Source organism: Caulobacter rhizosphaerae (genome assembly GCF_010977555.1).
Lineage (GTDB): Bacteria > Pseudomonadota > Alphaproteobacteria > Caulobacterales > Caulobacteraceae > Caulobacter > Caulobacter rhizosphaerae.
In genome coordinates this window covers 49,237-71,121 of record NZ_CP048815.1, presented here as the reverse complement: position 1 = coordinate 71,121, position 21,885 = coordinate 49,237, and the positions used below count along the sequence as shown (strand labels likewise).

The window sequence follows — 21,885 nt, the reverse complement described above, 5'->3', positions numbered from 1 at the left end:
CAGAAATCTCGAAAAACCACTTGCTTCGACCGGGGCGTCCACACACGGACCTTTAGTAAGAGGCGCGTTTTGTGAGGCTCGCGAACGTGGCCCGACGGTAGAGCTTAGGCGATGTCGTGCTCGTCGAGCGACGAAAGTGGCGTGGTGGCGATGTTCAGATGATAGCGCGTGGCCTTGTTCGCACCGGTGCGAGTCAGCGCGCCGGTGTCGACCAGCGCGGCGAGGTCTCGGGTGGTGGTCGCCGATGTCGTGCCCGTGATGGTCATGTAGTTGGCGGCGCTGAGCCCGCCCTTGAAGCCTTCCGGCCCAGCGGCAAATAACCGAATAAGCGCCTTTTCCTGGCGCTCGTTCAGCACGCCACGCAAACTGCCCATGAGGCGAGCCTTATCCAGCACGAATTCGATCTGGCGCAGAGTTCGTTGCTGCGCCTCCAGTGTCTTGGCGGCGAACCACAACAGCCAGTCGGTGATTTCGAGATCTCGGTGTGCGCGCTCAAGCTCGGCGTAGTAGGCCTTACGATGCTGCAACAAGGTGCTGGCCATGCCAGTCACAACCGGATTCGCCAATCCCTGCGCCAAGATCTTCTCGCTGATCGCGCGACCGACCCGGCCGTTGCCGTCCTCGAACGGGTGGATGCTTTCAAACCAGAGGTGGGCGATGCCGGCGCGGGTGACGGCGGGTAAGGGCGTGCTACCGCCCGGCGCTGTGCGCTCCAGCCAGTCCCAGAAGCGTTGCATCTCCGTGGGGAGGTCCGACGAGGGCGGAGCCTCGAAATGCACCTTCGGGGCATGCAGCGCGCCCGAGACGATCTGCATCGGATCTGCGTGGGTGCGATAGCGCCCGATATCGACGAGATCGGTGCGCCCATTGGTGATCCAGCGATGCCAGCGGAACAGGACCTCTTCGGTCAGCAGCCTGGCGGCATGCTCATAAAGATCGACCATCATTTCCGCGATGCCGGCCTCGGCGGGCGACGCGCGGCGACGGTCGCTGGCCAAGCCTAGGTGTCTGCGGATGGACGACTGGACACTATCGCGGTCGAGCGGTTCGCCCTCAATGGCGGAGGTATCGACGGCCTCATGGCTCATCAATTCGATGCGCAGGGCATATTGGTCGTCGGCGTCCAGATGCTTGGACACGCCAATGAGCACGCCCGCGTTCTCGATGAAGAGCGCTTCGGCGCGCACCAATTTGCGCTGTTCCCAAGTAAACTCGGGCCAACCTTCCTGCTGCCAATTCCAAACCATGATCGATATCTAATCGATATATCGATCAAAATCCATGTAAATGTGATCTATATAGCCCCTATCAATTGATCAGGGACGTTGCGTCCGGTGGCGTGAAAACGGCCGATCGCTGGTTTTTGAGAACAACAAGCCGGCCTAGCTCTCACCGCTCAAAGCGGCCACGACGCGCCCATCTAGCAGCCGCCTGTGCTGGGTCGCGGGATGCCAGCGCGGCCTGGGACAGGCTCTACCGCGATGCGCATTCCATGCAGGCGGGCAAGCGCCCTCGATCAGCACAGCGTAGTCGGCGCGCGTCTTGTCATCGCAGTAGTAGTCGAGGAACTCGGCGGCCTGGTGGTTCACACCCGGGCCTGTCGCTTCAGCAGTCAAAGGTCGCCCCCTAGGTATTTGCTCACGGCCCCACCTTGCCGCCTGCCCGCCGCTCGGAGCTTTGCCCACCGCATGTAGCCTTGCATCGTCGCCAGGCTCCGATAGCGGGTCTGCTCCATGATCTCCCCGTCGGGAGAGCGGCTATTGGCATCGGCTCGTAGCGGACGTCTATACCGCAATGCGGAGCTGGTGTCGGCTTGAGGCGAGCAGGTCCTTGAGCCGAGGCCTTGCAGTCGCCGCCGAGCCCTCGATCCCAGGACGTGTTTCGGGGACCCTTAGATTGCCACCCGGAGCACATGTCGGTTTGAGTAGCCGCACGGCCCGGAATGACGGATGTATTTTTTGGGCGGGCGCTCAGACCTAAGGCCCGACTTGGGTCGTAATCGGAAATTCGCGCCAACGCTGAAAGCGAACTTTGGGACCAGGCGCCTTGAGCGGATGTCAGGAAGGCCGGCCAGGTTTGGATGCCCGACCTTTTAGACGAGACGAGGCTTCAGCATTTCGATCAGGGCGCGCGCCTCTTCGCGCTCATCGTCAGTTATGTAGATGGAGCCTTCAGCGATCGCGAGGGCGCGCATAGCCAACCGAGGGTCTTTCCGTACACCTAGGCCGTCGAGATAACATTTCGCCAAATTGAGCTGCGCGCTTCCGTCGCCATTCCTGGCGGCCCGTTGATGCCACCGGAACATTTCCCGGTAGCGACCAACCTCTTGATACAATATCGCGATATTCTCAGCCGCCACCGTCGAACCATTTCGACGCCAAGCGCGCTGATACAGTTTCATCGCCAAGTCTTTATCGACCTGAACGCCGACGCCTACATCGTATAAATAGGCCAGTCGCGTCAGACATTCAGGCGAACCAAGCGCCGAGCCGCGTTCGAACGAGCGTAACGCCAAGCCGAAATCGCCAGCTTCCTCGGCAGCGTCACCAATCCGAAACAGTGCTTCAGTATCCACCATGACTTGCGTTCTGGCATGGCTGCGGCGCTGGGCCAAACGTCCGCTGGGGGCCAGAAGCCCACCCTTGCGGATCTACTCCGCTCGCCAGTCGCCCGACTTGCCGCCGGTCTTCTCGACCAGGCGCACGGCCTCGATGACCATGCCCTTCTCGGCGGCCTTCAGCATGTCGTAGATCGTCAGGCAGGCCACCGAGACGGCGGTCAGGGCTTCCATCTCCACCCCGGTCTGGCCCTTCAGCTTGACGCGGGCCATCACCGCCAGCCCGCCCTCGGCCGGCTCGACCGAGACCTCGACCTTGGACAGGGCCAGGGGGTGGCACAGCGGGATCAGGTCGGCGGTCTTCTTGGCCGCCATCACCCCGGCGATCTCGGCCACGGCGCGAACGTCGCCCTTGCGGCCGGTTCCGGAGACAGCCAGCTCGCGGGTCGAGGGTCGCATCCGCACGAAGCCGACGGCGATCGCCTCGCGGACCGTCTCGGCCTTGTCCGAGACGTCGACCATGCGGGCGCGGCCCTGGTCGTCGATGTGGGTCAGGCGGGTCACTGTTCCAGCAATCCTATTGCTCTAGGAGTCGGGGCATCAGTTCGACCATGTTGCAGGGCTTGTGGCGGCTGTCGAGCTGGGCCGAGATGACCTTGTCCCAGCCGTCCTTGACCGCCCCGTTGCTCCCCGGCAGGCAGAACACGAACACCCCGCCGATCAGGCCGGCCGTGGCGCGGCTCTGCAGGGTGGACAGGCCCACCGTGGCGTAGCTGACCAGGTGGAACACCACCGAGAAGCCGTCGATCTTCTTGTCGAACAGCGGCTCGAGGGCCTCGACCGTGACGTCGCGGCCGGTCAGGCCGGTGCCGCCGGTGGTGACGACGGCGTCGACTTGGCCGCCGGCGATCCAGTCGCGCACGGTCTGGCGGATCTTGTCGACGTCGTCGCGGACGACCAGGCGGCCCGCCAGGTCATGGCCCGCGGCCTTGATCCGGTCGACCAGCAGCTGGCCGGAGGTGTCGGTGGATTCGTCGCGGGTGTCCGAGACGGTCAGGACCGCCACTCGCACCGGCTTGAACGGAAGCTCCGGCTTGATCCCGCCGCCCGGGATGAGGCTGCCTGCCGACATCGATCGTTCTCCTAGTCCCAGCGTTCCGCGTCGGTCCTATCGCGAGCCGTCGGCTCGATCCAGCGCTCGCCGTCCGGGCCGTGCTCCTTCTTCCAGAAGGGCGCGCGGCTCTTGAGATAGTCCATCAGGAAGTCGCAGGCCTCGAAGGCGGCGCGGCGATGGCTGGCCGCCGTGGCCACGAAGACGATCGCCTCGCCCGGCGCGATGCGGCCGATGCGATGGACGATGCGGTAGTCGTGAAGGTCGAACCGGGCCTTGGCGTCCTCGGCGAAGGCGGCGATCGCCGCGTCGGTGAAGCCGGGATAGGCCTCCAGCTCCAGGGTTGTGGCCTGGCCTCGCTCGGCCCGCGCCAGGCCGACGAAGCTGGCCACCGCCCCGGTCTCGTCGCGGCCGGCGCAGAAGGTCGTCAGCAGGGCGCCCGGCTCGAACGCCTGGGCGGTCAGGCTGATGGACGGCAGGGTCGTCATCCGCCGCTCATCGGCGGCAGGAAGGCGACTTCGGTCGCCGCCGCCAGGCTGGCCTCGCCGCGGACCAGGACCTTGTCGACCGCCACCTGGACGCCGGGCCCGGACAGCGCCTCGGCCAGGCCCGGATCGTCGGCGGCCAGGGCCTCGCGCAGGGCGGCCAGGGAGCCGGCCTCGACGGCCCGGTCGCGCCAGCCGGCCTGGTCGGCCAGGCGTCCGAACAGCAGCACGCGGGCCATGTCAGCCCCCGGTCGTCGACATGTGACGGGCCACGGCCGGCCGCGCGCCGTCGATCTGGAAGTCGTGGCCCTGCGGCTTGGCGCCGATGGCCGCGAAGATCGCCCGCTCCAGCTCCGCCTCGTCGGCGCCGTCGCGGATCACCGCCCGCAGGTCGCTGGCGTCGTCGCGGCCCAGGCAGGTGTGCAGGGTGCCGGTGCAGGTCAGGCGCACCCGGTTGCAGGCCTCGCAGAAATTGTGGCTCAGCGGGGTGATCAGGCCCAGCCGCCCGCCGGTCTCCTCGACGCGCACGTAGCGGGCCGGGCCGCCGGTGGCGTAGGCCAGGTCCGTCAGGGTCCAGAACGAGGCGAGGTCGCGGCGGACGTCCTTCAGCGACAGGTACTGGTCGGTGCGGTCCTCGTCGATCTCGCCCAGCGGCATGGTCTCGATCAGGGTCATGTCGGCGCCCAGACCGTGGGCCCACTGGATCAGGGCCGGCAGTTCCCCGGCGTTGTCGTGCTTCAGCGCCACGGCGTTGATCTTGACCTGGATCCCGGCCGCCAGGGCCGCGTCGATCCCGGCCAGCACCTTGGACAGGTCCCCGCCCCGGGTCAGCTTGCGGAACAGGTCGGGCTTGAGCGTGTCGAGCGAGACGTTGATCCGCCGCACGCCCAGGCGAGCCAGGTCGGCCGCGTGGCCGGCCAGCTGGGTGCCGTTGGTGGTCATCGTCAGCTCGTCCAGGGCCCCGGACCGCAGGTGGCGGGACAGGCCCTCGACCAGGGTCATGATCCCCTTGCGGACCAGGGGCTCGCCGCCGGTCAGCCGCAGCTTGCGCACGCCCAGACCCACGAAGGTCGAGGCCAGGCGATCCAGCTCCTCCAGCGACAGCACCTCCGCCTTGGGCAGGAAGGTCATGTGCTCGGCCATGCAGTAGGTGCAGCGCAGGTCGCAGCGGTCCGTGACCGAGACGCGCAGATAGGTCACCGCGCGACCGAAGCCGTCGATCAATCGGCTGGGCAGCCGGCTGGGCGGGTGCGCGGAACGGGTTGCCGCTTGCGCGGGGCTGGCGTCATAGGGCGTCATGTCGGTTTGTAAGATAGGCGCGAGACGGCATGGCGGAAAGAAAAAGCGCGCGGTGCGACGCCGTGGTCCTGGCGGCCGGGGCCGGGCGCCGGTTCGGCGGGCGTCCGGGCGAGCGCAAGCTGCTCGCGTCTTTCGAGGGCCGTCCGCTGGCGGCGGGGGCCCTGGACGCGGCGTTCGCGGCTCCGGTCGGGCGGGTCCTGTTGGTCACCGACGGCGACGGCGACCTGGCCGCCTTCGCCCGCGACCATGCCCGGGCGCTGGGTCGGGAGGCTGATCTTGAGATCGTCGTGACCGCCCACGCCGCCGAGGGCATGGGGGCCTCGCTGCGGGCGGGGGTCGAGGCCTTGCGATCCGATCCCGACGGCGTCTTCGTGTTCCTGGGCGACATGCCGCGCATCCCCAGTGGCCTCTCCCAGGCGCTGGTTCGTGCTCTGGCCCCCGACGTCGACGCCGTCGCGCCGCGCTTCATGGAGCGACGCGGCCATCCGGTGCTGTTCGGTCGAGCCTGTTTTCCCGCCTTGCGGGCCCTGGGCGGCGACGTCGGCGCGCGCGAGGTGCTGGCCGCGCTGGGCGATCGCCTGGCGCTGGTCGACAGCGCCGAACTCGGCGTTCTGTTCGATGTTGACCGGCCCGAGGACCTGGCCTGACCGCTCAGGCCGGGTGAATCAGGACCGCGCGTGGCCGCGGCGCGACGCCCAGGTGCCGAAAGCGATGCAGGCCAGAACACCGTAGCTCCACATGGCCATGCCGATGAACAGGGTGCCGAGGGTGACCCGAAGGTCGATCATCACCGCTACGTGCGAGGCGACGATGATGGCCATGAAGGCCGAGGCGATGATCGTCCAGATCCGCCGGGTCCGCATCGAGATCCAGGCGAAGACCATCAGGGTCACCGCGTCGATCGCCAGGATGCCATAGTCGGCGTGGTAGGGGTCTCGCCGGTAGACCAGCATCGATCCCAGCCAGGAGGCCAGGAACGCCGCGCCGACCCAGCGAGCCGCGCGGTCGCCGCGCCACATGGCCAGTCCGCAGACCAGGATGGCGAGGATCAGGGAGATGAGCGTGTGGAGCTGCAAGAGGGTGACGCCCGGTTAGAATCGGGCGCCACCATGCCCCAGGCGCGGAAGCCAGAGAAGCAACCAGAGGTCGGCTAGTGCCGCGTACGGCGGCCTTCCCACAGGATCGTCTTCACTTCCTCGATGATGCTCAGCGCGCCATCGGAGTCGCCGGCCTGTTCCAGCGCGACCAGCTGGGGCATAAGCACCGACAGGATGCGGCGCTGCACCGGACCGAGCGTCCGCAGGTGGCGACGGAATTCATTCACTTCATCGGACGTGGCGCCCTGCTGCAGCTGGACGATTTGGGCGGTGCTCATTTGCACACCTCTTAGGGGTCGAAGGGCGGCTTGCGCCGTGAACGGACAGCAGCCCGGGATCAGGCGGCCAGGCCGCCGGGGACGGCGTGCAGGCCGCCGGTGCGCGGAGGATCGCCCGGCTTGTCCATGTCGCCGCTGGCCAAGGACCCGCAGCCGATCTGGGTGCGGACGACAGCCAGGGCGCTGTGGGTTTCGATGATCGTCCGGCGTGCGGATACGATATGAGCCAGGGTCTCGCCGAGGTTGGCGACGGCTTGCTGGCCGAGCACGGCCGACAGCTTGGTTTCCAGCCGCAGCGTGGGCAGCAGGCCCATCAGCTCGGCGGTTTCGCGCAGAGCGGCGTCGATCGCGGCCTCGGCGCGCATCAGCTTCTCGGCGCCGGCTCGGGCGGCTTCAGTGCGTTTCATGGCATGACTCTCCCGGTCGCACGGGTGCCCCCCGCACGTTCAAGTCGATGAAAATGTTTCTGGAAGCTCGGCGCTCAGGGCGCCGGGGGCGGGCTCCAGCCCTCGCGGAACCGCTGGAGGGCGTAGAGGAATTCATGGGCGCCCATCGTGACCGTCCCGAGCAGGATTCCGCCCAGGGTGGCGACCGCGAGGATCAGGCCCAGCCATTGCAAGGGAGTCAGGTCATCGCGCCAGCTCCTTCCATACGGAGCGGCGTGTCGTCCGCCAGGAAGGCCGTCGCGGCCAGGACCCTCAGAAGCAGCTTGCCCGGAGGATCGCCCGCCGCCTGCGCCTTGCGCAGGGCCGAGACCGTCTCCGCCACCAGCCGGCCGCGCTCCGGCGTTCCCGCCATCAAGGTCAGACCCTCTTCGAGGGACTGCCAGCTCGCGATGAAGAAGGCCGAGGCCGGGTTCGGGCTGTTCGTGGAAGGCTTGTTCGTGGAAGGCTTGGTCATGGCTGCTCTCGCTGTTGAAACGAGAAGAGCCCCCAAACTGGGCCGTGGCTAGCTCAGCCGATTGCTTACGGTAGTCATTACCGGGGTCGGTTTCCCAGGCGATGAACGCCAGGGCGGCGTCGCGGCGGCCCAGGCCCGCCAAGCGGCGGCGGGCGCTGAGCACATGCATCTCGACCGTCTTCGGCGACAGGCTCAGCAGGCGGGCGATTTCCTTGGACTGGCGATGCTGGGCGATCAGCCGCAGGATCTCCCGCTCGCGGGGAGTCAGCCGCTCGAAGCCCAGGTTGTCGCCGGAGTCCACCATGCCGCTAAAATGGTTCGCGGCTCGCCTCACGTCCAGCAAGACTTGACTGATGACGCCACCAGAGGGCGCGTCTCGGCAAAACCGTATCGAATTTCGCTAAGCGGCAGGTGTTTCACCATCGCCCGCCCCGAGGTTCAAGTCCCCGCCTGGACGAACGGCAGGCGGGTGGTGGGCGTCCTGGACAGGGCCAGGAGCGCGTTGGCCACCGCCGGAGCGATGACCGGCGTGCCCGGCTCGCCCACGCCGCTGGGCGGATTGCCCGAAGGCACGATGTAGGTCTCGACGGTCGGCGCCTCGTTGATCCGCAGCACGCGGTAGGTGTCGAAATTGCTCTGGTCGACCTTGCCGTCCGTGAGGGTGATCTCGCCGTACAGCGCCGCCGACAGGCCAAAGCAGGTTCCGCCCTCCATCTGGGCCGCGACCTGGTCGGGCGAGACCGCCACGCCGCAGTCGATGGCCGTGACCACCCGGCCGACCCGGGGATGGCCGTCGACCACCCTGACCTCGGCCACCTGGGCGACCACCGAGCCGAAGCTCTCGTGCACGGCCACGCCGCGCGTGAAGCCCGCGGCCGGCGCCGGGCCGGCCTTCTCGACCGCCAGGTTCAGGGCCGCCAGGTGCCGCTGGGCGCCGGCCTTGGCGTAGAGCGCCCGGCGGTAGTCGACAGGATCCTTGCCGGCCTTGAGCGCCAGCTGGTCGATCGTGTGCTCCATGACGAAGGCGGTGTGGGTCGCGCCAACCGACCGCCACCACAGGACCGGCACGCCGCCCTCGGGCAGGGCCAGTTGGGCGTCGACGACCGGCGTCGCCTTCAGATAGGGCGAGCCGGCCGTGCCCTCGATCGCGGTCTGGTCCGGCCCCTTCATGGGCATGGGCGAGCCCTTCATGATCGACTGGGTGACGATCCGGTGGCGCCAGGTCGCCGGATAGCCGTCCTTGTCCAGCGTCACCCGCACGGCGTGATGGACCAGCGGCCGGAAGAAGCCGGCCTGCATGTCGTCCTCGCGGGTCCAGACCAGCTTCACCGGCCGGCCGCCGCTGACCTTGTGGGCGATGGCCACGCACTCGGCCACGTAGTCGGACGGGAAATTGGCCCGCCGGCCGAACGAGCCGCCGGCGAACAGGGTCTCGATCTCGACCGAGCCTGGCAGGGTCTTGACGATCTTGGCCGCGTTCATCTGGTCCAGGGTCTGGGCCTGGGAGCCGTGGATCAGCTTGACCTTGCTCCCATCGACGATCGCCACGCAGTTCATCGGCTCCATGGTCGCATGGGCCAGGTAGGGGAAGTCGTAGGTGGTCTCGAACACCGCCGGGCCCTTGCCCGCCGAAGCCGCGGCCGCGTCGCCCTTGGAGTCGAACGCCTCCCACTTCAGGTCGGCGGGTCCCTTGCCGGCGGCGATGTCGCGCCATTGCTGAGCGATCGTCGCCGAACTCCGGGTCTCGACCTTGCCCTCGTCCCACTCGACCTTGAGCGCCTCGCGGCCCATGCGGGCGGCGTAGGTGGTGTCGGCGACCACCGCCACCCCGGTCGGGATCTGGAAGACGTCGGCCACTCCGGCCACCTTCCGGGCCTCGTCGGCGTTGAAGCTCTTCACCGTCGCGCCGAAGCGCGGCGCGTGGGCGACCACCGCCACCAGCATGTTCGGCAGCTGGACGTCCTGGGTGTAGCGGGCCGCGCCGGTGCTCTTGACCAGGCTGTCCTTGCGGCGCACCCGGTCCGTGCCGATCAGGGTGAAGGTCTTGGGGTCCTTCAGGGTGGGATTCTCGGGCGGAGCGACCTTGGCGGCGTCGGCGATCAGCTCGCCAAAGCCCGCGCTCTTGCCGCTGGCGTGGCCGACCATCCCGTCCTTGACGGTGATCTCGCCGGCCGGGACGTTCCACCGTGTCGCCGCCGCCTGCACGAACATCGCCCGCGCCCCGGCCCCGGCCTTGCGCAGCTGCTCCCAGGAGTTGGAGATCGCCGACGAGCCGCCGGTCAGCTGGATGCCGGCCGTGCTGTTGCCGTAGAGCTTGGCGTTGGCCGGCGCGTGGACGACCTTGACCCGGCTCCAGTCGGCGTCCAGCTCCTCGGCGACGATGGCCGCCAAGCCCGCATGGTTGCCCTGGCCGAACTCGATGTGCTTGGACAGCACCGTCACCGCTCCGTCGGGATCGAACTGGATGAACGGCCCGAAGGCGCCGGGCTCGACCTTGGAGCCGGCGCTCATCAGGTCGGCCGGCGAGCAGCCGACCAGCAGGGCGCCGCCGACCAGGGCGGCGCCGACCACCAGGTCGCGACGGCTGACCCCCTCCTGGCGCCCCAGCTTCTCGAACGGCCCGTTCATTGGCCCGCTCCCCGGCCGGTCGAGCCCGAGGCCGCGGCGATCTCGTCGTCGACGTCGTTCGAGGCTACGGGCGCGGCGACCACCGGGGCCCCGGTCAGGCCGGCGGCGTCCTTGATGGCGGCGCGGATGCGCTGGTAGGTCCCGCAGCGGCAGATGTTGCCGCTCATGGCGTTGTCGATGTCCTCGTCGCTCGGCGCCTTGGTCTGGGCCAGTAGAGCGGCGGCCGACATGATCTGGCCCGACTGGCAGTAGCCGCACTGCGGGACGTCGTGCTTGACCCAGGCCTGCTGCACCGGGTGGGTTCCGCCCAGGCTCTCGATCGTGGCGATCTTGGCGCCGGCCAGGGCGGCGATGGGCGTCACGCACGAACGCACCGGATCGCCGTCGACGTGGACCGTGCAGGCCCCGCACTGGGCCATGCCGCAGCCGAACTTCGTGCCGGTCAGGCCCAGCTCGTCGCGCAAGACCCACAGCAGGGGCGTCTCCGCCGCCGCTTTCACGCTGACCGTCTTGCCGTTGATGTCCAACATCGACGCCATGCTTTCGCCTCCCGCGCGAAAAGTGGGGCCTGACGACCCGGTTTGCGCGAACCTAACACTGCTCAGACCCAATCCCGCCAGTGAAATCTTGCGTCAGGCAGGCTAGCCTGACCGGGATCTTCACCCGCTTCCGCCTTCAGGACCCGCGCCCTTGGATTCCTTTCCCGCCTATTTCCCCCTGGCCGGCCGCAGGGTCGTGATCGCCGGCAGCGGCGAAGCCGCCGACAACAAGGCGCGGCTGTTCGACGGCTCGCCCGCGACGGTGGTGCGGGTGGACGGCCACGCCGCCTTCCTGCCGGGAACCTACGCCGGGGCGGTGCTGGCCTTCGTGGCCGGCGACGACGAGGTGTTCCTGCAGGCGGCGGCCAGCGCGGCGCGCGCGGCGCGGGTCCTGGTCAACGTCGTCGACAAGCCGGCCATGAGCGACTTCAACACCCCGGCGGTGATCGACCGAGGCGAGGTGGTGGCGGCGGTGGGCACCGGCGGCGGCTCGCCGACCCTGGCCACCAAGCTGCGCAACGACATCGAGGCCCAGGTCCCCGAGGGCGCGGGCCGGGTGGCCGCCTTGCTACGCAAGTTCCAGGACGAGGTGCGCGCCGCCCTGCCCGTCCTGCACGAACGCCGGGCCTTCCTGCGCGACGCCGTGACCGGCGAGGCCGCCCAGGCCGCCATGGCCGGCGACATGGACAAGGCCGGCCAGCTGCTCCGCGACGCCCTGGCCAAGGGCGTCGGCCGCGAGGGCAAGGTGCGGTTCATCGCCGGCAAGGGGCCGTCCGACCTTCTGACGCTGAGGGCCCTGCGGGCCCTGGGCGCGGCCGACGTGCTGGTCGCCGACGAGGGCACCGACCCGGAGATCGTGACCCTGGCCCGCCGCGACGCCCAGCGGCTGGAGCCGGCGCAGGTCGCCGCCGAGACGCTGGTGGCGCTGGCCCAGGAGGGCAAGCAGATCGTGCGGCTGATCGTGGCCCCGGTCGATCCGACGATCGTCCAGGCGCTTGCGGCCGCCTCGGTGGCGGTCGAGGTGATCTAGCTGTCCAGGCTGCGGTCCTTGGTCTCGGGCAGCAGAAACAGGGTCGTCAGCACGCTGATCAGGGTGAAGATCACCGGGTACCACAGCCCGGCATAGATGTTGCCCACCGCCGCGACGATGGCGAAGGCGCTGAACGGCACGAAGCCGCCGATCCAGCCCGTGCCGATGTGGTAGGGCAGCGACAGGGCGGTGTAGCGCACCCTTGTCGGGAACAGCTCGACGAGCGCCGCCGCCAACGGCCCGTACAGGGCGGTGGCGCCGACCACGAACACCAGCAGCACGCCGAACACGCCCCACCAGTTCATCCGCGCCGGATCGGCCTTGGCCGGATAGCCGGCCCTGACCAGAGCGGCCTTGATCGCAGCCTCGCCGGCGGTCTTCACGGCCTTGCTGTCCTTGGCCGCCAGACCCTCGGCGCTGTGCGAGACGATGCGGGTCTGGCCGATCTGGACGACGGCCGCCGAACCAGCCGGGCCGGCCTGGTTGGCGTAGGAGATCCCGGCGTTGGCCAGGGCGCTCTTGGCGATGTCGCAGGACGAGACGAAGGCGGCCTTGCCGATGGGGTCGAACTGCAGGGCGCAGTCCTTGGGATCGGCGGTGACGGTCACCGGAGCCCGGGCCGAAGCCTCGGCCAGGGCCGGATTGGCGGCGCGCTCCAGCAGGTGGAAGCCGGGGAAGTAGAAGACCAGGGCGACGACCATGCCGCCCAGCATCACCGGCTTGCGGCCGATCCTGTCCGACAGCCAGCCGAACACCACATAAAGCACCGCGCTGACCGCCGCGGCGGCCATCATCAGGCCGTTGATCGTGCCCGGGGAGACCTTCAGGAACTTCTCCATGAAGGTCTGAATGTAGAAGAACGTCGTGTACCAGACCGCGCCCTGGGCCGACATGACGGCGAAGAAGGCCAGCAGCACCAGCCTGAGGTTTTTCCACTGGCCGAAAGCCTCGGCGTAGGGCGCCTTGGACCCCGCGCCCTCCTCCTTCATCCGGGCGAAGGTCGGGCTTTCGCTGAGCTTCAGCCGCATCCAGACCGAGACCGCCAGCAGGCCGATCGATACGGCGAACGGGATGCGCCAGCCCCAGGCGTCGAAGGCGGCCGGCCCGGCAAGGCCGCCCAGCAGCCAGCGGGTCGCCAGGATGACCAGCAGCGCCGCGAACAAGCCCAGGGAGGCCGAGCTCTGCACCCAGGCGGTCGAGCGGCCGCGCTGGTTCGGCGGCGAATGTTCGGCCACGTAGATCGCCGCCCCGCCGTATTCGCCGCCCAGGGCGAAGCCCTGCACGCAGCGCAGCAGGATCAGCAGGATCGGCGAGACGATCCCCGCCTGCTGGTAGGTGGGCAGCAGGGCGATGGCGAAGGTCGCCCCGCCCATCAGCAGCACCGTGGCCAGGAACGCCCCCTTGCGGCCGGCCTGGTCGCCGATCTTGCCGAACACCAGCGCGCCCAGCGGCCGGAAGGCGAAGCCCACCCCGAACAGGGCCAGGGCCGCGATGTAGCCGGCCGTCTCCGACAGGCCGGTGAAAAAGGTCTTGGAGATCACCTGGGCCAGGCTGCCGAAGATGAAGAAGTCGTACCATTCGAAGGCCGTGCCCGCGGACGAGGCCGCCACCACGGTGCGCATCGAGGCGCGGTCCTCACCCTGAGCCTTGGCCGTCATGCGTGGTTTCCCCCGGTGTTCTTGGGGGGAGCATTAGCGGTTTTCGCCGACGAGGGAAGGTCCTCCCCCTGTGGGGGAGGCGATCGCCTAGCGATCGGTGGGGGGAGTTTTAGGAAGATAAATCCTGCAGGATGTCGCCCGCCGATCACTCCCCCCTCCGTCGGCTTCGCCGACACCTCCCCCACAGGGGGAGGATTAGGCCACCGCCGCCTCGGCCTGCACCTCGCCGCCCGCCAGGCGGACGATCTCGCCGATCAGGGCGGTAGGCGAGATCGGCTTGGCGGCGACGCCGTCCATGCCGGCGGCCAGATAGGCGGCCCGCTGGTGCGACAGGACGTTGGCGGTCAGGGCGATGATCGGCGTCCTGGCGGCGGGACCGGGCAGGTTGCGGATGCGCCGAGCGGCCTCCAGCCCGTCGATGCCGGGCATCTGCACGTCCATCAGGATCAGGTCGAAGCCCCGCGCCGCGGTCGTCACTCCGTCCAGCCCGTCTTCGGCCGTCTCGACGCTGGCGCCCAGCTGTTCGAGGATGCGGCGGGCGACCAGACGGTTGGTGGCGTTGTCCTCGACCACCAGAATTCTCAGCCCCTCCAGCAGGCCGTCGGCCATCTCGGCCTCGGCCGCGCGGGCCTGGGCCGGCGGGGCGGCGATGGTCAGCAGGAAGGTCGAGCCGACGCCCTCGCGCGACGTGAACACCACCTCGCCGCCCATCATCTGCGCCAGCCGCCGGGTGATGGCCAGGCCGAGGCCGGAGCCGCCGAACCGGCGGGTGGTGCTGGCGTCGGCCTGCTGGAACCGCTCGAACAATCGGGCCTGGGCCTCGGCGGCGATGCCCACGCCAGTGTCGGTCACCTCGAAGACCACCCGCGGCTCGCCGCCGTCCGGGCGACGCACCTTCAGGGTCACCGAACCGGCCAGGGTGAACTTCACGGCGTTGCCCACGAGGTTGAACAGCGCCTGGCGCAGCCGGCTGGGGTCGGTGAGGACAAGGCCGATGTCCGGCGCGTCGACGTGCAGCTGCAGACCCTTGTGCTCGGCCTGGGCCCGCAGCAGCCGCGCCACGCCCATCGCCAGCTCGCAGGGATCGACCGCTTCCTGGGTGACGTCCAGCCGCCCGGCCTCGATCCGCGAGAAGTCGATCACGTCGTCCAGCAGGGTCGACAGCATGCGGCCGCAGGCCAAGGCCTCGCCCAGCAGGTGGTCGGCCTCGCCCGGCAGCTTCTCGCGCTTGAGCAGGTGCATGACGCCCAGCACCCCGTTCATCGGCGTGCGGATCTCGTGGCTCATATTGGCCAGGAACTGGGCCTTGGCCTCGTTGGCGGCTTGGGCGGCGCGCTCGGCCTCGACCAGAGCCAGCTCGGCCCGCTTCTTGTCGTCAATGTCGAGGATCAGGCCGAAAGCCTTGCGAATGCGACCGCTGGCGTCGGAGCGCACCTCGTGGAAGATGCGGATCCACTTGCCGTCGCCGTCCGGCGTCATCACCCGCACGTCAAAGGACCGCTCCCCGGACTCGCGATCACCGTTGTCGGCGCGGCGGCGGGCTTCGGCGGCGGCGTAGACCGCCGCGACGTCCTCGGGATGGATCATCGGCCAGACGGCGCTGCGCACGTCATCATAGGTGACCTTGCGACCCAGGATGCGATGGAATTCGGGCGATCCCCAGAAGGCCTTTTCCACGTGGTCGATCTCGTAGACGCCGGCCTGGGCCGCGCCCAGCGCCACGCGCAGTCGGCGAGCGTTGGCCCGGGCCTCGCGCCGGGCCTGCGACAGGGCCGTGACGTCGTCCATGTAGGTGATGACGCCGGCGATCGCCCCGTCGGCGTCGCGCCAGGGTCGGGCCTCCCAGCGCAGGGTGTGGCTGCGCCCCAGGCCGTCGTGCAACTGGTCCTCGCGTCGCACCACCGTCTGGCCGGTCAGGGCCCGTTCGACGGCCCGGACGAAGCGCTTGCGCGATCCGGAGGTCAGCTCGTGCAGGCTGCGGCCGATGACCCGCGCCTCGTCGGCCTGGAAGATCTCCAGGAAGCGCGGGCTGACCACCTGCAGGCGCAGGTCGCGGTCATAGAGCGCCACGGCGAACGGGGCCTCCTCGACCAGCCGTCGAGCCTGACGCTCGCCCCAGACGGCCGCGTCGCGGGTGCGGGCCACCTCGGTGACGTTCTGCGAGATCCCCTTCAGGGCGAACAGGCCGTCGGCCCGCGGCTCGGTGCGGAAGGTGGCGCGGTAGGTGAACCACTGGGCGCCGGCCCCGCGCAGGCGGTGCTCGATCGTCCCACCCTCGCCCGTGCGCACCGCACGTTCGAACGCCTCGACCAGGCCTTCGCGCTCGGCCGGGTCCAGCCGGGCGTAGAACGACTCGGGCCGGGCGATGGTCTCGGCCCCCAGGCCCGTGGTCTCCAGAAGATCGCGCGACCACTCGATCGACTGCTCGTGCGGCTCGTAGCTCCAAAGGCCGATGCCGGCCGAGGAGGCCAGCAGCTCACGGGTGTGGTGGGCGGCGGCGATCTCGGCGCGGCGGGCCATGTCGGCGGTGACGTCCCGGAAGGTCCCGACCATCTCGCCGTTCGGCCCCAGGCGCGACTGGCCCTCCAGCCAGACCCAGCCCCCGGCCTTGCAAGTCACCTTCAGGTGGTTGACGGCCTCGCCCGTGGCGCGGATCAGCGAGGCGGTCTCGATGAAGTCGGCGCGCGACTCCGGATGGACGAAGCGCAAGGCGGGCTGGCCGATCAGCTCCTGGCGGGTCCAGCCGGTCACCCGGGTCCAGGCCGCGTTGACCGTGGCGAACCGGCCGCGGGACACCACGGCGAACAGGTCATGCGAGTGGTCGAAGAACCATCGCGCGCTCTCGGCGTCGCTCAACCGTGCGGACTTCGGGGGCGAGGGCATCGCGGCTCCAGGGATTGGAAGCCCGATGCTGAAGCTGAAGGGTAAACTTATGGTTGGCGCCAGCGATCATTGTTCGCTGGCCGCGTGTCAGACCTCGGCCCACATGCGCAAAAGATTGTGATAGGTGCCGGTCAGGGACAGCACGGACGGGTCGGCGACCCCCACCGCGCTCGACAGGCGCTGGATCGCCACGTCCATGTCCAGCAGCAGGGCGCGCCTGGCGTCGTCGCGCACCAGGCTCTGGATCCAGAAGAAGCTGGCCGTGCGCACGCCGCGGGTCACCGGCGTCACATGGTGCAGGCTGGAGGCCGGATAGAGGATCGCCGCGCCGGCCTCCAGCTTGACCAGGTGGCTGCCATAGGCGTCCTCGACCACCAGCTCGCCGCCGTCATAGTCCTCGGGCTGGCTCAGGAAGACGGTGATCGACAGGTCCGTGCGCAGCGGCTGGCCGGTCGAGGGGTCGCGGCGGATGGCGTTGTCGACATGGTCAGCGAAGCCCATGCCGACGCCGTAGCGGTTGAACAGCGGCGGCAGGATCGTGCGCGGCAGGGCGGCGGAGACGAACAGCGGGTTGGCCTGCAGGGCCTGGATGATGATCGCCCCGACCTCGCGGGCCGCCGCGCCGTCCTGCGGCAGCTGCTGGTTGGTCTTGGCCGCCGCCGCCTGGAAGCCCGAGGTGGCGTTGCCGTCGATCCACTCGGCCGCATCCAGCACGGCCCGGCAATGGGCGACCTCGTCGGGCGTCAGGACGTCGGGGATCTGGATCATCATGGCCCCACTCCTATCAGAAATGCCCTCGCCCGGGAGGGGCCGCTCCCGGGCGAGGCTTGGACGTCAGGAACGAGCGCTTTCGGGGAGGAGAAGGCTCAGTACTTGACGTTCAAGGTCAGGATCGCCTGCCGGCCCGGGGCGGGGTCGGCATGGTGGACGCCGTTGGTCTTGGTGAAGTAGCGCTCGTCCGTCAGGTTCTGGACGTTGAGCTGCACGTCGACCCGGTCGTTGACCCGGTAGCTGGCGAAGGCGTCGTAGCGCCAGTAGGACGGCAGGTAGACGCCGTTGGCGCCGCCGCCGGCCCCGCCCTGGTTGCCGCCGAAGGTCTTGGAGACGTAGTAGGCGCCGCCGCCCAGCGACAGCGGCCGCGTCACACGATAGGTCGTGAACAGGCTGAAGGTGTTCTTGGGCGTGTTGGCCAGGGTGTCGCCCTGGTTGACGCCGTTATAGGCGCCGCGGACCAGCTCGCTGTCCATGTAGGTGTAGCCGCCGAAGGCCTGCCACTTGGGCGTGATGTTGCCCGACACGCCCAATTCGACGCCCTTGACCTGGGTCTCGCCGACCTGCTGGTAAACGCCCGCGTCGACCTGGATCTGGGCGTTCTTGCGGGTGGTCTTGAACAGCGCCGCCGACAGGGCCAGGGCGTCGTTGAAGACATTGACCTTGGCGCCGGCTTCGAAGCTTTCGCTGTCTTCCGGCTCGAGCGTCTGGTTGGCCAGGTTGCCCGTGCCGTTCGTGCCGTTGCTGTTCTGGTCGCCGCCCGCCACGCCCGGCGGCGTCGAGGCGGTGCCGTAGGAAACGTAGAGGCTGGAGTTCTCGGTCGGCTTGTAGACCAGGCCGGCCTGGTAGTTGGTGAAGCTCCACTCGGCCTTGCGGTAGGTGATCGCCGTGACAGTGAACACGCCGCCGGCGTTGGTCGTGGTGTAGTCGTGGCCGAGGCTCTGATAGTTGTCGTGGCGAACGCCGAGGTTCAGCAGCCACTTGTCGCCGAACTTCAAGGTGTCGAAGGCGTAGACGGCGGCCGTCTTGGCGAGGTTGTAGTTGGCCGGACCGCGATTGGTGATCCCGGTCCACGGGTCGTCGGCATTGGGAGCGAAGACGTTGGTGCAGTCGCCGACCCCCAGGACCTCGCGCGTCGTGACCGCCCCGCTGACGGCGTACTTGTAGTCCGCGGGACAGGCCGAGCCCGAGGTGGTGAAGGTGGTGTAGGCCGCGTTGAGGTTCTTCTCGCGGCTCAGCTCCAGACCGATGTCGAAGCTGTGCTCGACGCCGCCGGTCACGGCCTTGCCGTGCAGGTCGGTGACCGCGGCAATCGTCGTGGTCGGGTTCCAGCGGGTCTTGGTGCCCCGCTTCATCCACCAGACGCCGTCGATGAACTGGGCCGCGCCCGCATCGCCGGGATTGGTCAGGATGTAGTCGTTCAGGGTCTTGGAGTAACGCAGCACCTGGCGGACGCCGAGGTTCTCGTTGATCTGGTGGTCGAACGAGACGGTGCCGATATCGGCCTTGGTCTTCTGGTAGTCGCGGGCCTTCAGGCCGTAGAAGCTGTCGCGGTCGACCGGCAGGATGCCCGAGGCGTCGCGCGCCACGCCCGTCACCTTGGTGAACAGCGGCAGGCCGTAGTCGGGCATGTTGTTCCCGTCGAGGTGATAGTAGCTGGCCACCAGCTGGGTCGGGCCGTTCAGGCCGAAGGCGATCGACGGCGCGATCCCCCAGCGGTCGAAGTTCACCGCCTTGCGGCCTGGGGTGTTGCCCTGCGTACCCAGCAGGTTCAGGCGCACCGCGACGCCGTCATTGATCTTGTGGTTCAGGTCGACCGTGGCGCGGACATACTCGTCGGTGCCGACGCCCAGCGAGCCGGTGGCGAAGTCGTCGGCCTTGGGGGTCTTGGAGGTCAGGTTGATGCTGCCGCCGCCCGAGCCACGGCCGCTATAGGCGCTGTCGGGGCCCTTCACGACCTCGACCTGTTCGAGGTTGAACACCTCGCGGGTCTGGCCGCCGCTGTCGCGGACGCCGTCGACGAAGACGTTGTTGCCCGAGGCCTGGCCGCGGATGAACGGGCGGTCGGCCAGGGGCTGGCCGCCCTCGCCCGCCCCGAAGGTGATGCCCGGCGAGGTGCGCAGGATGTCCTGCAGCGAGGTGGCGGCGGTCTGCCGGATGATCCGCTCGGGGATCACGGTGATGGCCTTGGGGGTGTCGACCAGCGCGGCGGTCAGCTTGGGCGACTGGACCTCGGCGACCGCGCGCTTGCCGTCGACCTTGACCCCCGAGACCTCGGTGGCGCTGTCGGCGGGACCGGCCGCGGCGCCGCTCGCCGTGGCGACGGCCGCATCGGCGTCAGGCGCTCCGGCCAAGGCGGCGGGCGCCAGGACCAGGCCGGCCAGACCTGCGACGGCCGCGACGCCCAGCGCGCTGCGAGCTTGGCTGCGGACGCCGGCGAAGGCGGGCTTGGAGGACTTGTGCATCGAAAAACCCCAGCAAGGCCGTCGGGGGAGCGCGGCCCTTTGTCGTAATTGCGACGCGTTCTTAGCTGGAGCGTTGCTGGCGTGCAATGATAATCATTCTCAGAAATAACATGGAGGCCCGCGACGCGCTCGGGGCGGGCCGCGGACCTGTTCCCAGCCCTGCCAGGGCCTTCAGGAAAGCTGACTTCAGCCTTGGCCGCGAACCGATGTACAGGTCGCTTCGCCAAGGAGTTCGCCGATGCCCGAAGCCAAGACCTGGATCGCCTTCTGCCTCGTCTGCCTGGGCATGGCCCTGACCCCGGGGCCGAACATGCTCTATCTGGTCAGCCGTTCGATCAGCCAGGGGCGCTGGGCCGGGATCGTGTCGCTGGCGGGCACCGCCGCCGGCTTCGTGGTCTATCTTGTCTGCGCGGCCCTGGGCATCACCGCCCTGCTGATGGCGGCCCCGATCGCCTACGACATCCTGCGGTTCGGCGGAGCGCTGTACCTGGCCTGGCTGGCTTGGCAAGCGATCCGGCCCGGCGGCGCCTCGCCGTTCCAGGTGCGCGACCTGCCCAAGGACAGCCCGGCCAGGCTGATCAGCATGGGCTTCCTGACCAACCTGCTGAACCCCAAGGCCGCGATGCTGTACCTGTCCCTGCTGCCGCAGTTCATCGATCCGCACCGGGGCGCGGTGCTCGGCCAGTCCCTGGCCCTGGGCGGCAGCCAGATCGTCATCAGCCTGACCGTGAACGGCTGCATCTGCCTGGCGGCCGGCACGATCGCGAGCTTCCTGGCCACGCGCCCCAGCTTCGCCCTGGTCCAGCGCTGGCTGATGGCCTCGGTGCTGGGCGGCCTGGCCGTGCGGATGGCGACCGAGGCGCGGAAGTAATCCGCGCGTCCCAGCGGGTTTTGAGTGGGCCAAGGCGTGCTAGAGAAGGCTCAAGCTAGTTCCGGAGCCCGCATGTCGTCGAAGATCGCCCAGGCCGTGATCGGTCTTTTCGCCGCCCTCGCCGTCGCCGGCGCCGCCCAGGCGTCCAGCCTCAAAGCCTGCGCGGTCCCGCCCAGCGTGATCCCCGCCCCGGCCGAGGTCCCGCCGGCCGACCAGGTCCACACCGACGTGCCGACCGCCGCCTACCTGCTGGCGCTGTTCTGGTCGCCGGAGTCCTGCCGGGCCGGCATTCCGGAGTCGGACAAGACGATCCAGTGCCGAAGCAACGATTTCGGCTTCACGGTGCACGGTCTGTGGCCCAACGGGCCGGACAAGGTCCACCCGCGCTATTGCAAGCCCAGCCCGCCGATCAGCGCCGCGACGGTGCTGGCCAACCTGTGCATGACCCCCTCGCCCTGGCTGCTGCAGCACGAGTGGCAGGCGCACGGCACGTGCCAGTGGGACACCCCCGAGGCCTATTTCAAGAAGGCCCGCCAGGTTCGCGAGCGCCTTAACGTGCCGGACCTCAAGCCCGGTCCGAATGGAACCATGACCGCGGGCCAGGTCCGGGCCGCCTTCCTCAAGCGCAATCGCGGCATGACGGCCGACGGGCTGAACGTGCGCGTCAACAAGGACAACCGCCTGACCGAGGTCTGGGTCTGCATGGACCTGGACTTCAAGCTGGCGGCCTGCCGAGGCGGCAACGGCACGCCGGACCCGGTGACGATCCGGGTGACGCCGAGGCGGTAGGGCCGCGCTAGAAGCCTTCCTCGTGGATGATCGCGGTCACCGGGGCGCGCTTGAAGCGGACGCCGCGATAGGTCGCTTCTGGCGGGTCCCCCTCGGGCCGCGCGCCGGTCAGCGACAGGAACTCGTCCCAGCGCTCCTCGGGCAGCAGGAAGGCGATGTCGACGTCGCCGTCCCGGCTGGCCTCGATCTCCTGGTCGGCCTGGTCCTTGATGGTCATGGGCGCGCTCCTTCGTGTGGGGAACGCATGGGGGTGGGCGGGTATCCCGGCGGCTGTCTTATGGATGTGTGGAGGCGCGCGATCGTTCCCCTTCACCCTTCACCACCGTCATCCCGGGCCTTGTGCCCGGGATGACGGTGAGAAACGGTTGAGCTGCGCGTCCGTCCTGATCCGCCCTCGGCGGACAGGCCCCGCCTTAAGTCCTTGGAGGCGAGCATGCTCTGGGGTCAGGCCGTGTCAAGGACGGCGCCAGGCGCCGCCGCGGCGCGGCCGGCCGGAGGCCGGTCCTTGACACGGCCTGACCCCA

Annotated in this window: 22 protein-coding genes; 4 read left to right on the top strand and 18 right to left on the bottom strand. The window is 69.0% G+C overall.

The genetic code is table 11. The features are described 5' to 3' along the window. Positions 1–104: 104 nt before the first annotated feature. The 7 genes from G3M57_RS00330 to moaA form a co-directional block, all read right to left on the bottom strand. The gene (locus tag G3M57_RS00330) at positions 105–1,247 is read right to left on the bottom strand and encodes a Fic family protein (protein ID WP_056757216.1); all 1,143 of its coding nucleotides are present in this window, start codon (positions 1,245–1,247) and stop codon (positions 105–107) included. An 845-nt stretch (positions 1,248–2,092) separates the two neighbouring features. Then, entirely contained in the window at positions 2,093–2,578 is a 486-nt protein-coding gene (locus G3M57_RS00325) for a tetratricopeptide repeat protein (RefSeq protein ID WP_082564609.1), read from the bottom strand. Positions 2,579–2,650: 72 nt separating this feature from the next. Further along, positions 2,651–3,121 (bottom strand): cyclic pyranopterin monophosphate synthase MoaC, encoded by a 471-nt coding sequence (gene moaC / locus G3M57_RS00320; RefSeq protein ID WP_056757219.1) that lies wholly within the window; start codon positions 3,119–3,121, stop codon positions 2,651–2,653. 13 nt (positions 3,122–3,134) lie between these two features. Then, the gene (gene moaB, locus G3M57_RS00315) at positions 3,135–3,689 is read right to left on the bottom strand and encodes a molybdenum cofactor biosynthesis protein B (protein WP_056757222.1); all 555 of its coding nucleotides are present in this window, start codon (positions 3,687–3,689) and stop codon (positions 3,135–3,137) included. 11 nt (positions 3,690–3,700) lie between these two features. Continuing rightward, complete coding sequence (locus G3M57_RS00310) at positions 3,701–4,156, bottom strand: molybdenum cofactor biosynthesis protein MoaE (protein ID WP_056757226.1); 456 nt, start codon at positions 4,154–4,156, stop codon at positions 3,701–3,703. Further along, positions 4,153–4,392: a MoaD/ThiS family protein gene (locus G3M57_RS00305; protein WP_056757229.1), complete on the bottom strand. Its 240-nt coding sequence runs from the start codon at positions 4,390–4,392 to the stop codon at positions 4,153–4,155. Before G3M57_RS00305 ends, G3M57_RS00310 begins: the two co-directional genes overlap by 4 nt. Before the next feature lies 1 nt (position 4,393). Beyond that, a complete protein-coding gene (gene moaA, locus G3M57_RS00300; RefSeq protein ID WP_163228342.1) occupies positions 4,394–5,452 on the bottom strand; it encodes a GTP 3',8-cyclase MoaA in 1,059 nt (352 codons plus the stop codon). A gap of 29 nt (positions 5,453–5,481) precedes the next feature. On the opposite strand from moaA, the gene G3M57_RS00295 reads away from it, so the two are divergent. After that, a complete protein-coding gene (locus tag G3M57_RS00295; RefSeq protein WP_163228341.1) occupies positions 5,482–6,099 on the top strand; it encodes a nucleotidyltransferase family protein in 618 nt (205 codons plus the stop codon). Positions 6,100–6,117: 18 nt separating this feature from the next. Here G3M57_RS00295 and G3M57_RS00290 read toward each other — a convergent pair whose 3' ends face one another. From G3M57_RS00290 to G3M57_RS00265, 6 genes are all read right to left on the bottom strand, one after another. After that, positions 6,118–6,528 (bottom strand): hypothetical protein, encoded by a 411-nt coding sequence (locus G3M57_RS00290; RefSeq protein WP_056757239.1) that lies wholly within the window; start codon positions 6,526–6,528, stop codon positions 6,118–6,120. Positions 6,529–6,602: 74 nt separating this feature from the next. Next, complete coding sequence (locus tag G3M57_RS00285; protein WP_056757242.1) at positions 6,603–6,827, bottom strand: hypothetical protein; 225 nt, start codon at positions 6,825–6,827, stop codon at positions 6,603–6,605. Positions 6,828–6,886: 59 nt separating this feature from the next. Beyond that, positions 6,887–7,234, bottom strand: coding sequence for a hypothetical protein (locus tag G3M57_RS00280; protein WP_056757245.1), 348 nt, complete (start codon positions 7,232–7,234; stop codon positions 6,887–6,889). A 74-nt stretch (positions 7,235–7,308) separates the two neighbouring features. Then, a complete protein-coding gene (locus G3M57_RS27285; protein ID WP_163228340.1) occupies positions 7,309–8,031 on the bottom strand; it encodes a LuxR C-terminal-related transcriptional regulator in 723 nt (240 codons plus the stop codon). Between the two features lie 134 nt (positions 8,032–8,165). After that, positions 8,166–10,355 (bottom strand): xanthine dehydrogenase family protein molybdopterin-binding subunit, encoded by a 2,190-nt coding sequence (locus G3M57_RS00270; RefSeq protein ID WP_163228339.1) that lies wholly within the window; start codon positions 10,353–10,355, stop codon positions 8,166–8,168. Further along, positions 10,352–10,894: a (2Fe-2S)-binding protein gene (locus tag G3M57_RS00265; protein ID WP_163228338.1), complete on the bottom strand. Its 543-nt coding sequence runs from the start codon at positions 10,892–10,894 to the stop codon at positions 10,352–10,354. The genes G3M57_RS00270 and G3M57_RS00265 overlap by 4 nt, the downstream gene beginning before the upstream one ends. 151 nt (positions 10,895–11,045) lie before the next feature. Here G3M57_RS00265 and G3M57_RS00260 point away from each other — a divergent pair, with 151 nt between their 5' ends. After that, the gene (locus tag G3M57_RS00260) at positions 11,046–11,924 is read left to right on the top strand and encodes an NAD(P)-dependent oxidoreductase (RefSeq protein ID WP_163228337.1); all 879 of its coding nucleotides are present in this window, start codon (positions 11,046–11,048) and stop codon (positions 11,922–11,924) included. On the opposite strand, the gene G3M57_RS00255 is transcribed toward G3M57_RS00260, so the two are convergent. The 4 genes from G3M57_RS00255 to G3M57_RS00240 all read right to left on the bottom strand — a co-directional run bounded on the left by G3M57_RS00255 (position 11,921) and on the right by G3M57_RS00240 (position 19,701). After that, positions 11,921–13,582: an MFS transporter gene (locus G3M57_RS00255; protein WP_056757261.1), complete on the bottom strand. Its 1,662-nt coding sequence runs from the start codon at positions 13,580–13,582 to the stop codon at positions 11,921–11,923. The two genes, G3M57_RS00260 and G3M57_RS00255, sit on opposite strands and share 4 nt — an antisense overlap. A 195-nt stretch (positions 13,583–13,777) precedes the next feature. Beyond that, complete coding sequence (locus G3M57_RS00250) at positions 13,778–16,465, bottom strand: PAS domain S-box protein (protein WP_163228336.1); 2,688 nt, start codon at positions 16,463–16,465, stop codon at positions 13,778–13,780. Between the two features lie 87 nt (positions 16,466–16,552). Then, positions 16,553–17,236, bottom strand: a complete 684-nt coding sequence (locus G3M57_RS00245) for a Fe2+-dependent dioxygenase (RefSeq protein WP_056757267.1) — start codon at positions 17,234–17,236, stop codon at positions 16,553–16,555. A gap of 95 nt (positions 17,237–17,331) precedes the next feature. Beyond that, complete coding sequence (locus tag G3M57_RS00240; protein WP_163228335.1) at positions 17,332–19,701, bottom strand: TonB-dependent receptor; 2,370 nt, start codon at positions 19,699–19,701, stop codon at positions 17,332–17,334. 238 nt (positions 19,702–19,939) lie between these two features. Between G3M57_RS00240 and G3M57_RS00235 the strand changes: the two genes are divergently transcribed. Then, positions 19,940–20,572 (top strand): LysE family translocator, encoded by a 633-nt coding sequence (locus G3M57_RS00235; RefSeq protein ID WP_056757273.1) that lies wholly within the window; start codon positions 19,940–19,942, stop codon positions 20,570–20,572. A 72-nt stretch (positions 20,573–20,644) separates the two neighbouring features. Beyond that, positions 20,645–21,361: a ribonuclease T2 gene (locus G3M57_RS00230; RefSeq protein ID WP_163228334.1), complete on the top strand. Its 717-nt coding sequence runs from the start codon at positions 20,645–20,647 to the stop codon at positions 21,359–21,361. 7 nt (positions 21,362–21,368) lie between these two features. On the opposite strand, the gene G3M57_RS00225 is transcribed toward G3M57_RS00230, so the two are convergent. Then, a complete protein-coding gene (locus G3M57_RS00225) occupies positions 21,369–21,578 on the bottom strand; it encodes a hypothetical protein (protein WP_163228333.1) in 210 nt (69 codons plus the stop codon). Between the last annotated feature and the right edge of the window lie 307 nt (positions 21,579–21,885).

What these genes read in the sequence shown, in the direction of transcription:
- G3M57_RS00330 (WP_056757216.1), bottom strand. Translation starts at nt 1,247, where the DNA reads ATGGTTTGGAATTGGCAGCAGGAAGGTTGGCCCGAGTTTACTTGGGAA.
- G3M57_RS00325 (WP_082564609.1), bottom strand. Translation starts at nt 2,578, where the DNA reads ATGGTGGATACTGAAGCACTGTTTCGGATTGGTGACGCTGCCGAGGAA.
- moaB (WP_056757222.1), bottom strand. Translation starts at nt 3,689, where the DNA reads ATGTCGGCAGGCAGCCTCATCCCGGGCGGCGGGATCAAGCCGGAGCTT.
- G3M57_RS00310 (WP_056757226.1), bottom strand. Translation starts at nt 4,156, where the DNA reads ATGACGACCCTGCCGTCCATCAGCCTGACCGCCCAGGCGTTCGAGCCG.
- G3M57_RS00305 (WP_056757229.1), bottom strand. Translation starts at nt 4,392, where the DNA reads ATGGCCCGCGTGCTGCTGTTCGGACGCCTGGCCGACCAGGCCGGCTGG.
- moaA (WP_163228342.1), bottom strand. Translation starts at nt 5,452, where the DNA reads ATGACGCCCTATGACGCCAGCCCCGCGCAAGCGGCAACCCGTTCCGCG.
- G3M57_RS00295 (WP_163228341.1), top strand. Translation starts at nt 5,482, where the DNA reads ATGGCGGAAAGAAAAAGCGCGCGGTGCGACGCCGTGGTCCTGGCGGCC.
- G3M57_RS00285 (WP_056757242.1), bottom strand. Translation starts at nt 6,827, where the DNA reads ATGAGCACCGCCCAAATCGTCCAGCTGCAGCAGGGCGCCACGTCCGAT.
- G3M57_RS00280 (WP_056757245.1), bottom strand. Translation starts at nt 7,234, where the DNA reads ATGAAACGCACTGAAGCCGCCCGAGCCGGCGCCGAGAAGCTGATGCGC.
- G3M57_RS27285 (WP_163228340.1), bottom strand. Translation starts at nt 8,031, where the DNA reads ATGGTGGACTCCGGCGACAACCTGGGCTTCGAGCGGCTGACTCCCCGC.
- G3M57_RS00270 (WP_163228339.1), bottom strand. Translation starts at nt 10,355, where the DNA reads ATGAACGGGCCGTTCGAGAAGCTGGGGCGCCAGGAGGGGGTCAGCCGT.
- G3M57_RS00265 (WP_163228338.1), bottom strand. Translation starts at nt 10,894, where the DNA reads ATGGCGTCGATGTTGGACATCAACGGCAAGACGGTCAGCGTGAAAGCG.
- G3M57_RS00255 (WP_056757261.1), bottom strand. Translation starts at nt 13,582, where the DNA reads ATGACGGCCAAGGCTCAGGGTGAGGACCGCGCCTCGATGCGCACCGTG.
- G3M57_RS00250 (WP_163228336.1), bottom strand. Translation starts at nt 16,465, where the DNA reads ATGCCCTCGCCCCCGAAGTCCGCACGGTTGAGCGACGCCGAGAGCGCG.
- G3M57_RS00245 (WP_056757267.1), bottom strand. Translation starts at nt 17,236, where the DNA reads ATGATGATCCAGATCCCCGACGTCCTGACGCCCGACGAGGTCGCCCAT.
- G3M57_RS00240 (WP_163228335.1), bottom strand. Translation starts at nt 19,701, where the DNA reads ATGCACAAGTCCTCCAAGCCCGCCTTCGCCGGCGTCCGCAGCCAAGCT.
- G3M57_RS00235 (WP_056757273.1), top strand. Translation starts at nt 19,940, where the DNA reads ATGCCCGAAGCCAAGACCTGGATCGCCTTCTGCCTCGTCTGCCTGGGC.
- G3M57_RS00230 (WP_163228334.1), top strand. Translation starts at nt 20,645, where the DNA reads ATGTCGTCGAAGATCGCCCAGGCCGTGATCGGTCTTTTCGCCGCCCTC.
- G3M57_RS00225 (WP_163228333.1), bottom strand. Translation starts at nt 21,578, where the DNA reads ATGACCATCAAGGACCAGGCCGACCAGGAGATCGAGGCCAGCCGGGAC.